The sequence below is a fragment of the Mesorhizobium sp. M2C.T.Ca.TU.002.02.1.1 genome, assembly GCF_003997225.1.
Window position 1 is genome coordinate 1 of sequence record NZ_RZTO01000162.1, and the last position, 9,583, is coordinate 9,583.

The window sequence follows — 9,583 nt, forward strand, 5'->3', positions numbered from 1 at the left end:
GGTCCGCGACGGCGAGGCGCATGGCGAGAAGCAGCGCGGCAAGCACCGCCAGAAGCACGACGCTTAGAGCAACCAGCAACCTTCGCCATCTCGCGCTTCGTCATTCCAGGGCGGAGCAAGGCGCGAAGCGACGCGCCCAGACCCTGGAATCCATCCCGTTACATCGAAGCGCCGCCAACGGTGCAGAATTCTGGACCGCCGGACCCTTCGCATAGGTCACGGCATGGATTCTCGGGTCAAGCCCGAGAATGACGAAGGCGCGTGGTCACCGCGCCAGATCAGCAACCACCGCATCGAGCACGATCATCCCTGCAGTCGTGGCGCGCAGCCTGGCATTGCCGACCGGCGCCACCAGCCCCTCCTCCTGCAGCACCGAAAGCCGCGCGCTCGAAAGGCCGCGCCCCGACAGCGCCTCGTAGCGCTGCAGGTCGATGCCTTCGGCGAGCCGCAAGCCCATCAGCAGGAACTCGTCGGCTTCTTCGGCGCGGGTCAGCACCTCGCCGCCGGTGACGCCATGACCCTTGGCCTCGACCAGGTTGGCCCAGGTCTCAGGCATCCTTTCGGCTATCGTCACGGTGCGGCGGCCGTTCTCGACGAAGCGGCCATGCGCGCCCGGACCGACCCCGACATATTCGCCGTAGCGCCAATAGGTGAGGTTGTGCCGGCTCTCGGCGCCGGGCTGGGCGTGGTTGGAAATCTCATAGGCCGGCAGCCCATGCGCCGCCGTCACCTCCTGCGTCAGCGCATAGAGGTCGGCGGCGTGGTCGTTGTCGGGCAGCGTGAATTTCTTCGCCGCGTAAAGCGCGTGGAAGGGCGTGCCCTCCTCGATGGTGAGCTGGTAGAGCGACAGGTGGTCGACGGCATAGCCGATCGCCTGCTCCAGCTCCGCGCCCCACGCCTCCGGCGTCTGGCCCGGCCGCGCATAGATCAGGTCGAAGGACAGGCGCGGAAAGATCTCGCGCGCGAGGCCGATGGCGTGCAGCGCCTCCTCGACATTGTGCAGCCGGCCGAGGAAGCGCAGGTCCTTGTCGTTCAGCGCCTGCACGCCGAGCGAGACGCGGTTGACCCCGGCGGCGCGATAGCCGCGGAAGCGCTCGGCCTCGACCGAGGACGGATTGGCCTCCAGCGTCACCTCGATGCCGGCCGGCACCGTCCAGTTCCTCGCCACCGCCTCCAGCACCGCGCCAACGGTTTCAGGCTTCATCAGCGACGGCGTGCCGCCGCCGAGGAAGATGCTGGTCACCTCGCGCGGCCCGGTGCGGTCGCGCATGGTTTTGAGCTCGGTCTCGAAGGCGCGGGCGAAGCGTTCCTGGTCGACCGGCTGGTGGCGGACATGGCTGTTGAAGTCGCAGTAAGGGCACTTGGCCGCGCAGAACGGCCAGTGAATATAGACGCCGAAGCCGGGGCTGCGGTCGAGCGGTATCGTCACCGCGCTCATGCCGATCCTAGTCTGGCCAAGTCGAGGCGTGCCTCGGCGAATTTCTGGAAGGCGCGGGCGCGGTGCGAAAGCGCCGTCGCCTGGCCGGGCTTCCAGCCATGCTTTTCTTCCGCGCTCATCTCGCCAAAAGTCTTGTTGAAGCCGTTGGGCAAAAAGACCGGATCATAGCCGAAGCCGAGCGTGCCGCGCGGCGGCCACACCAGCCTGCCTTCAGCCTCGCCGCGGTAATATTCCGCCTCGCCGTCCGGAAAGGCCAGGCAGATGACGGCGACGAAGCGGCCGCTGCGCTGCGAAGGCTCGGTCGCGCCGGCTTCCTGCAAGGCTGTTTCCGTCTTCTGCATGGCCATGCCGAAATCCCGGCTTCCGTCGGGCTTCTCGGCCCAATTGGCGGTATAGACGCCCGGCGCGCCGTCGAGCGCGTCGACGCAGAGTCCGGAATCGTCCGACAGCGCCGGCAGGCCGGTGGCCTTGGCCGCGGCGTATGCCTTGATATAGGCATTCTCCTCGAAGGTGGTGCCGGTCTCGTCCGGCTCGGGCAGGCCGTATTCCTTGGCCGATTTCGCCTCGAAGCCGAACGGCGCCATCAGGTCGGCGAATTCGCGCAGCTTGCCCGCGTTGTGGCTCGCGACGACGATCTTCTTTCCGTTCAAGGAATGCATCAGAAACCCCAAATCCTTGGCTCGGCGAACTCGATCGAATTGCCCGACGGGTCCCGGATATAGATCGAGTGCCCGCCCTGCGGCCATTCGAAATCGCTTTCGATGGCGATGTTGTTCGCCGCGAGATGCTTGCGCCACGCAGCGATCTCTTCGGCGGTTGCCGCAAAGCAAAGATGCCCCTCGCCGGCCGTGCCGTGCGGCGGCACTTTCAGCCTGGCGTCAGGCGCCGGCGGGATCTTCGTCGCCTCGGCGTTGAAGAGCAGCAGCACGCCGTCGCCGCAGCGGAAGAAGACGTGGCGGCCTTCGACCTTGCCGAGCAGTTTAAGTCCAAGAACGTCCGAATAGAAGGTCTCAGCTGCATGCAAGTCTGTGACGTAGAGGGCTGATTCCAAGATCCCGGAGGGTATCACGAGGCACCCCCCTCTGCCCTGCCGGGCATCTCCCCCGCAAGGGGGGAGATCAGCAGCTTTGGCGCCGCCGCATCTCCTGCAACGTTGGTGGTTGGCGAAACCCGATGCGACACCCGATCTCCCCCCTTGCGGGGGAGATGGCCGGCAGGCCAGAGGGGGGTGTGAAGGATCGCCGACCTCATTCGTTCTTCCCTGCTGAACCCTACGCCACCGCCATCTGCTGCAGGCTCACCAGCCGCGAAATACCCTTCTTCGCCAGCCCCATCAGCGCCGCGAACTGTTCCTCGGAGAAGGGCTCGCCCTCGGCGGTGCCCTGGATCTCGACGATGCCGCCCTTGCCGGTCATGACGAAATTGGCGTCGGTGCCGGCCGAGGAATCCTCGAGGTAATCGAGATCGATGACCGGCTGGCCGTCATGGATGCCGCAGGAGATCGCCGCGACATGGTCCTTCAGCACCTTGGCGACGCTCACCATCTGGCGCGCTTCCATCCAGCGCAGGCAGTCGTACAGCGCCACCCAGCCGCCGGTGATCGAGGCGGTGCGGGTGCCGCCATCGGCCTGGATGACGTCGCAGTCGACGGTGATCTGCTGTTCGCCCAGCGCCTGCAGGTCGACCACGGCGCGCAAGCTCCGGCCGATCAGCCGCTGGATCTCCAGCGTGCGGCCGCCCTGCTTGCCGGCGGAGGCCTCGCGCCGCATGCGTTCGCCGGTCGAGCGCGGCAGCATGCCGTATTCGGCAGTCACCCAGCCCTTGCCGGAATTGCGCATCCAGGCCGGCACCTTTTCCTCTAGGCTCGCGGTGCACAAGACATGCGTGTCGCCGAACTTCACCAGGCACGAGCCTTCGGCATGCTTGGACACGCCGCGCTCGAAGGAGATGGCGCGCATTTCGTCGGCTTGGCGTTTGGAGGGGCGCATCGAGGCTCTTTCTGTTCTTTCCCGGATTCGTCGGCGGCTTGTAGACGCATGCGCAGCACGGCGCAAAGGAAAACGGCCGGGTAATCGCAAACACGGGACCCTGACCGCAAAAGCGGCACCGGGTTGCGCCGCTGCGGCTTAAGTCTATATCTTTTCGGAAGGAGGTTTCTCGCCGGAATGAACAAACCAGTCGATCCGACATCGCAGTCGCCCGGGCTTAGTCGCCGGTACTTCAATCACTTGACATGCGCTCGCGCGATATCTTCCGGCGGATTGTCGATTCCTATCTGCGCGACGGCGAGCCGGTCGGCTCGCGCAGCCTGTCGCGCATCCTGCCGTCCTCGCTGTCGCCGGCCACCATCCGCAATGTGATGAGCGACCTCGAGCATCTGGGCCTGATCTACGCGCCGCATGTTTCCGCCGGGCGGCTGCCTACCCAGACCGGGCTGCGTTTCTTCGTCGACGCCTTCATGGAGCTCGGCGACCTTTCCGACGAGGAGCGCCGCATCATCGAGGCGCAGGTGCGCGCCTCCGGCTCGGGCGCGACGCTGGAGCATATGCTGACCGAGGCCAGCCAGATGCTGTCCGGCATGTCGCGCGGAGCCGGCCTGGTGCTGGCCTCCAAGAACGAGGTGGCGCTGAAGCACATCGAATTCATCCAGCTCGAGCCGACCAAGGCGCTTGCCGTGCTGGTGTCGCAGAACGGCGACGTCGAGAACCGCGTCATCGACCTGCCGGCGGGCACGACCGTGTCGCAGCTGCATGAGGCCTCGAACTTCCTCAACGCCCATATCAGGGGCCGCACGCTTGCCGAGGCGCGGACCGAGATCGCCCGCATCAAGGACGAGACCCGCGCGGCCCTCGACACGCTGTCGCAGGACCTTGTCGAGAAGGGGCTGGCGGTCTGGGCCGGCGCCGAAAGCGGCCTGCCGGCGCGGCTCATCGTGCGCGGCCGCGCCAACCTCCTGGAGAACGTCACCGCCCAGGCCGACATCGATTTGCTCCGCCATCTGTTCGAGGACCTGGAAACCCAGGACGGGCTGCTGCAGCTCCTCGACCTCGCCGAGGAAGGGCCGGGCGTGCGCATCTTCATCGGCTCGGAGAACAAGCTGTTTTCGCTGTCCGGCTCGTCGCTGGTCGTCGCCCCCTATCGCGACAAGGATGCCCGCGTCGTCGGAGCGCTTGGCGTCATCGGCCCGACGCGCCTGAATTACGCCCGCATCGTGCCGATGGTCGACTATACGGCGCAGCTGATTTCGCGCATGCTCCGCTAGGTGTATCGATATTCAGGTGAGGCCGGCCTGCGAACGACGGCTTCCTGCGCTTCCGGTGCTCACGTACTTTAAGTACGCTCCGCTCCGGTTCTCAGAAGCCACCGTTCTCGACTCGGCCTGACCTGAATCTCGCCACACTAGGGTCGCGGCAGCTGCAGAGGGAGAAAAAAATGGCGCTGGAAGCAATCAAGGCCCAGATCGACCTCCTGCTCCAGGAAATGATCAACCAGCCCGGGGACGAGCACGAGATCCAGGAGCAGCTGCGCGAGAAATTGCGGGAGCTGCGCGCCATGGGCCTGCCTTTGCCGGCCGACCTCGTCGAGCTGGAAAAGCGCCTCGACGACGACCTGGATGCCGAAGAGGCCTGAGCCGGCGCTCCGACAAATCCGCGCGCGCAAGCTTCTCTTTTCGAGCGCTTGCCCAATATGTCCTGTCTCTGGGCGCCTGATCGAATAAGGCGCGTTGGCAGACGACGGAGAACAGCATGATGCGGATCGCGGGCCTCGCGCTGGTTTTTGCCACCGGCGCCTTTGCGCAGCAGGCCGATCAGCCTCTGCTCAGCGGTGAAAAGGCCTTCGGCGACTGGAAGGCCGACCGCCCGGGCGTGCGCCGGCTGCTGAAGCCTCAGGATCAGCCGAAACCCGATGTGGCGGAGTCCGCCGCCAGTGGCGGCGGCGTCACCGACCGCCCCGAGGGTGCGAAGCCGAAGCTTCCGCCGGGCTTCTCCGCCGAGCTCGTCGCTTCCGGTATCGACAGCCCCCGCGTCGTGCGCGTGGCGCCGAATGGCGATCTCTTCGTCGCCGACAGCCGGGCGAACCAGGTCCGCGTCTATCGCCTGGCGGAAGGCAGCGCCAAGCCCGCGCGGAAATCGATCTTCGCCAGGGGCCTGACCCGGCCCTACGGCATCGCCTTCTATCCGCCGGGCGGCAAGCCGCAATGGGTCTATGTCGCCAACAGCGACAGCGTGGTCCGCTTCCCCTATCGCGACGGCGACCTGGAAGCGTCCGGCAAGCCGGAAACCATCGTCGCAAAAATCCCCGCCAGCCGTCACTGGACGCGCGACATCGCCTTCTCGCCCGACGGCAAGACGCTCTATCTGTCGGTCGGATCCGGCTCCAACATCGCCGAGGATATCGGCGCCAGACCGAAGGGCGGCGTCGAGGCGTGGGCGAAATCGCAGCCGCTGGGCGAGGCGTGGGGCGCGGAACAGGGCCGCGCCGACGTGCTGGCCTTCGACCCAGACGGCAACAACCGCAGGACGGTCGCCACCGGCCTGCGCAACTGCTCCGGCATGACCGTGCAGCCGGCGACGGGCGCGCTCTGGTGCGTCGTCAACGAGCGCGACGAGCTTGGCGACAACACCCCTTTCGAATACGCGACCGCCGTGAAGGAAGGCGCCTTCTATGGCTGGCCCTGGTACTATATCGGCGACAATGAGGACCCGCGCCACGAGGGCGCGCGCCCCGACCTCGCCGGCAAGGTCACCGTTCCGGATGTGCTGATGCAGGCGCATTCGGCGCCGCTCAACATCGCCTTCTACGACGGCGGCAATTTTCCGGCTGATTATAAGGGCGACGCCTTCGTCGCGCTGCACGGTTCGTGGAACCGCAATGTCCGCACCGGCTACAAGGTGGTGCGGCTGAAATTCAAGGACGGCAAGCCGACCGGCGAATATGAGGATTTCGCCACCGGCTTCGTCCTATCCGACGACGAGGTCTGGGGCCGGCCGGTCGGCGTCGCCGTGGCCAAGGACGGCGCGCTGATCCTCACCGAGGACGGCAACGGCACGATCTGGCGCATTACCCATGGCGGGTAGGTGTTCGGCACAGGGGCTCTGGAAGGCTTGCCGCTTGTCTATGGACAAGGCATTCCCGCTCATTCCATGAAGTCAGCGCAAACGCTGGCGATTGGCTGAAGCCTCCCAACCTCGTCATTCTAGGGCGGAGCAAGGAGCGAAGCGACGCGCGCAGACCCTAGAATCCATTCCGTTACCTTGGCCGAAGGATGCAAACGGCGCAGAATTCTGCACCGTTGCGGCGCGTCGAAGTCACGGCATGGATCCTCGGGTCTGCGCGCGTCGCTTCGCTCCTTGCTCCGCCCGTGGATGACGAGGCCGGGCCGTTTCGGCCAATCTCCACAGTGTACGGACTGCCAACAGGGAACGAGCACTCCATCGAACTGGCGCAACGAGTCCTTCCGCGAGGGTATTACCGCCGAACTGGCATCGTGATAGAAGCCCGGCTCGACATCGGTCCCGATCCCAGGCCCAAACCATGACACTCACCGGCTTCCTCGCTTACAGCGCAGCCCTCGGCGTCGCCGCCGCCATTCCGGGCCCCGGCGTCACGGCGCTGGTCGCCCGCGCGCTCGGTTCCGGCTTCCGTTCCTCGCTTGCCATGTCGTTCGGCCTGATGCTCGGCGACCTCACCTATCTCACCGCCGTGGTGCTTGGGCTCGCCTTTGTCGCCCAGACCTTCGGCATGGTCTTCCTTGCCATCAAATGGGCCGGCGTCGCCTATCTCGCCTTCCTCGCCTGGCGCTTCTGGACCAGCGGCATCACGCCCGAAACCGTCGAGGCGCGCAAGGCCAAGGGCGGGCTGGTGTCGAGCTTCATCGCCGGGCTGACGGTGACGCTCGGCAATCCCAAGACGATGATCTTCTATCTCGCCATCACGCCGACCATCGTCGACGTGAAGACGATCACGCTCGCCGACTATGCCGTCCTCGCGACGCTCACCGTGGTGGTTCTGTTCGTGGTGCTGGTGCCCTACCTGGCGCTGGCGGCCAAGGCGCGCTGGTTCCTGAAATCGCCGCGCGCGCTGAAGGCGCTGAACCGCACCGCCGCCGGCTTCATGATGGGGGCGGCGGCCGCGATCGCGGCCCGCCAATAAGGTGTGTTGATATTCAGGTGAGGCCGGCCTGCGAAGGACGACTTCCTGCGCTTCCGGTGCTCACGTACTTCAAGTACGCTCCGCTCCGGTTCTCGGAATCCGCCCTTCTCGGCTCGGCCTGACCCTGAATCTCAACAGACCTTGGTGCGTGACAGTTCCGATTTCAGCCAAACCATTCCTGAAACCGCTGGCGGCGGGAAATGCATTTCCGGTCGCGGGCGCTTTTGAGCAACCGCCCCACTCGGATATTTTCCGGCCTCGGCCTATCTTGCGCGGCTGAAAGCCTTATTCTGTCAGCCCGTACCATTGTCCTGGGAGCGAAACCAATGAACAAGCCCGTCACCTCCGCGCGCGTGCCCGGCCGCGGCCGCGTCTACAATTCGATCACGGAGACGATTGGCGACACGCCGCTTGTCAGGCTGGACAAGTTCGCCAGGGAAAAGGGCATCGTCGCCAACCTCCTGGCCAAGCTCGAATTCTTCAACCCCATCGCCTCGGTCAAGGACCGTATCGGCGTCGCCATGATCGAGGCGCTGGAGGAAGCCGGCAAGATCGCGCCCGGCAAGACCACGCTGATCGAGCCGACCTCCGGCAACACCGGCATCGCGCTCGCCTTCGCCGCCGCTGCCAAGGGCTACAAGCTGATCCTCACCATGCCGGAGACGATGTCGGTCGAGCGCCGCAAGATGCTGGCGCTGCTTGGCGCCGAGCTGGTGCTGACCGAGGGCCCGAAAGGCATGAAGGGCGCCATTGCCAAGGCCGACGAGCTCGCCGCCACGCTGCCCAACGCCATCATCCCGCAGCAGTTCGAGAATCCGGCCAATCCCGAAATCCACCGCCGCACCACGGCCGAGGAGATCTGGAACGACACCAATGGCGAGGTCGACATCTTCGTTTCCGCCATCGGCACCGGCGGCACCATCACCGGCGTCGGCCAGGTGCTGAAGAAGCGCAAGCCTTCGCTGCAGGTCGTGGCGGTCGAGCCGGAGGCCTCGCCGGTGCTGTCGGGCGGCCAGCCCGGCCCGCACAAGATCCAGGGCATCGGCGCCGGCTTCGCGCCGAAAATCCTCGACACCTCGATCTATGACGAGGTCGTCAGGGTGTCGAACGAGGATTCGGTCGCCAATGCCCGTCTCGTCGCCCGCCTCGAAGGCGTGCCGGCCGGCATCTCGTCGGGCGCGGCGCTCCAGGCGGCCATCGTCGTCGGCTCGCGGCCGGAGAACAAGGGCAAGAATCTCGTCGTCATCATCCCCTCCTTCGCCGAGCGCTATCTCTCGACGATCCTGTTCGATGGGTTGGGGGCTTAGGCGCGCATACCTCGGAGAGTGGCTTCAGCGGCCCCTCGCGGTCGTCATCCCAGGGCGGAGCAGCCGCGAAGCGGCGTCGCGGAGACCCTGGGGTCCATTCCGTGACCTTGATCGAAGGGTGCAGCGGGGCAGAATTCTGCACCCTTGCTGCGCTTCGATGTCATGGAATGGATCCTCGGGTCTGCGCGCGTCGCTCCGCTCCTTGCTCCGCCCGTGGATGACGAAGGCGGGAACGCCTCAGCCAATCTCAAGAGCTTGCGGATAAGCGGCACTCTCCGGGTGATCCTCGAACTGGACTGTTCAAAAAGCGCTTGTGGCAGGCGGCGATTGGCTTGAGCCAGGCTTGGCTTCCGGCTGATATCACCGCCGGCCCAATCGGCCGGCGGGAGGATTTCATGTACAAGCTCTACACGCGCCCGGGCAGCGGCGGCTTCGTCGTCGAGGCGGCGCTTGCCATGGCCGGCGTGCCCTTCGAACAGATCGATGTGCCCAAGAAAGATCCGCCCGATCCGGCCTTCCTCGCCATCAGCCCGCTGAACCAGGTGCCGGCGCTGATGCTGCCCGACGGCCATTCGCTGACCGAATCCGCTGCAATCTGCATCCTGCTCGCCGAACGTCATCCGCAGGCCGGCCTCGCGCCGGAGGCGGGCTCGCCCGGCCGCGCCGATTTCCTGCGCTGGATGGC

Annotated in this window: 10 protein-coding genes; 6 read left to right on the plus strand and 4 right to left on the minus strand. The window is 65.9% G+C overall.

Annotated features, from left to right (window positions below; all coding sequences use genetic code 11):
- Nucleotides 1-265: 265 nt before the first annotated feature.
- From hemW to rph, 4 genes are all read right to left on the minus strand, one after another.
- Nucleotides 266-1,438: a radical SAM family heme chaperone HemW gene (hemW, locus tag EOD07_RS11480; protein WP_164772180.1), complete on the minus strand. Its 1,173-nt coding sequence runs from the start codon at nt 1,436-1,438 to the stop codon at nt 266-268.
- Nucleotides 1,435-2,097, minus strand: coding sequence for an RdgB/HAM1 family non-canonical purine NTP pyrophosphatase (gene rdgB, locus EOD07_RS11485; RefSeq protein ID WP_127235532.1), 663 nt, complete (start codon nt 2,095-2,097; stop codon nt 1,435-1,437). Before rdgB ends, hemW begins: the two co-directional genes overlap by 4 nt.
- Entirely contained in the window at nt 2,097-2,507 is a 411-nt protein-coding gene (locus tag EOD07_RS11490; protein WP_127235533.1) for a VOC family protein, read from the minus strand. The genes rdgB and EOD07_RS11490 overlap by 1 nt, the downstream gene beginning before the upstream one ends.
- 202 nt (nt 2,508-2,709) lie before the next feature.
- Complete coding sequence (gene rph, locus EOD07_RS11500; protein ID WP_027169620.1) at nt 2,710-3,426, minus strand: ribonuclease PH; 717 nt, start codon at nt 3,424-3,426, stop codon at nt 2,710-2,712.
- A 245-nt stretch (nt 3,427-3,671) separates the two neighbouring features.
- Here rph and hrcA point away from each other — a divergent pair, with 245 nt between their 5' ends.
- The 6 genes from hrcA to EOD07_RS11530 form a co-directional block, all read left to right on the plus strand.
- Entirely contained in the window at nt 3,672-4,700 is a 1,029-nt protein-coding gene (gene hrcA, locus EOD07_RS11505; RefSeq protein ID WP_127235535.1) for a heat-inducible transcriptional repressor HrcA, read from the plus strand.
- 170 nt (nt 4,701-4,870) lie between these two features.
- Entirely contained in the window at nt 4,871-5,068 is a 198-nt protein-coding gene (locus tag EOD07_RS11510; protein ID WP_041010061.1) for a hypothetical protein, read from the plus strand.
- Between the two features lie 116 nt (nt 5,069-5,184).
- Entirely contained in the window at nt 5,185-6,516 is a 1,332-nt protein-coding gene (locus EOD07_RS11515; protein WP_127235536.1) for a sorbosone dehydrogenase family protein, read from the plus strand.
- A 457-nt stretch (nt 6,517-6,973) separates the two neighbouring features.
- The gene (locus tag EOD07_RS11520; RefSeq protein WP_041010063.1) at nt 6,974-7,591 is read left to right on the plus strand and encodes a LysE family translocator; all 618 of its coding nucleotides are present in this window, start codon (nt 6,974-6,976) and stop codon (nt 7,589-7,591) included.
- A gap of 326 nt (nt 7,592-7,917) precedes the next feature.
- A complete protein-coding gene (gene cysK, locus EOD07_RS11525; protein ID WP_127235537.1) occupies nt 7,918-8,898 on the plus strand; it encodes a cysteine synthase A in 981 nt (326 codons plus the stop codon).
- 395 nt (nt 8,899-9,293) lie between these two features.
- On the plus strand, nt 9,294-9,583 hold a 290-nt coding region (locus tag EOD07_RS11530; protein WP_206519459.1), incomplete at its 3' end, for a glutathione S-transferase N-terminal domain-containing protein.